Raw genomic sequence first — 1,077 nt, forward strand, 5'->3', positions numbered from 1 at the left:
TTCTTAAGAATTCAAATTGATGCAGAAACAATAAAATTGTAAACATAAGGTGTTACACTATTGTAGCTCTTTGTTATTCAAAATTTATAAAAATGCATATTTTTAGAATCATAAAAAAAACCTTCATTGGCTTTTTAATAATTGTTTGTGCAAAAGCCATCATGGCTCAAAATTCAGGACAGGAAATGCTGATCGCAGGATTCGCATACGCTGGAGATCACGCCAATAAAGAAGATCGTTTTCACTATACAAGTTATCTTGAAAAAGAATTCAAAAAATCCAATATATCCATTTCAACAGAGATTGTAAAAAGATTAAAAAATATTGAAGGTAAAAACTTCAATATTGTAACTGGCAGAACATTTTCAACAAAAAATGAAGACTCGCCTTTGAATGCTGTCCTGGTAATGACAGCTGAAACGGTACTCGTAGAAAACTATGGTGATTACTGGAAAATATTTGTTAATCTTCGCGGTGACGCCTTGTTATTTGATTACAAGGGGAAAAAAATAATCAAAACATATCCATTGAATCTGGCAATCTTTGATGCCGTAGAAGGGCAACAGCAACCTTCTAATTTAAAAATATTAAATTTAATCAGGGAAAATATATACACATCGAAAAAAGAAGGACTGATATCACAGTTTGTGGACAAGATTTCAAATGCAATTTTAGATAAAAAAACCGACAAGATCTTCCAGATTGGAAATATCACGATCAAGCCTGAGGCTATGGATAAATTCCCAGCAGAAATCAGAAGCAATGATTCAGCAGTCAAAGACATCGTGGCTGATGCACTGGCCAGCGAATTGTCTGGCCAAACCAGCATTTCTTTGATGCCTGCCAAATTTAACAGCGTCGTTGGGGTGATGACCATGCAGCTGGAAGATACAGGCGAGCAAATCGAATTGAAAATTGGTGATGGTGACTATATTTTCAATGTTGAAGTCAATAAATTGGCCAAGGCCAAGCAGCAGCAAACAAATTCTGAAGTTTCATATATTTATGGTGTTAATGCGTCAATTCAGGTGATTGAGCCATTCAGCAAGACAGTTTTCCTGGAGTCGGTTTTTAGAA

At 35.2% G+C, this 1,077-nt stretch carries 1 protein-coding gene; it reads left to right on the forward strand.

Annotated features, from left to right (window positions below; genetic code table 11):
- Positions 1 to 161: 161 nt before the first annotated feature.
- A partial coding sequence (locus tag H663_RS40945; RefSeq protein ID WP_133240104.1) for a hypothetical protein occupies positions 162 to 1,077 on the forward strand: 916 nt, incomplete at its 3' end.

It is taken from the genome of Limnohabitans planktonicus II-D5 (assembly GCF_001270065.2).
GTDB lineage: Bacteria > Pseudomonadota > Gammaproteobacteria > Burkholderiales > Burkholderiaceae_C > Limnohabitans_A > Limnohabitans_A planktonicus.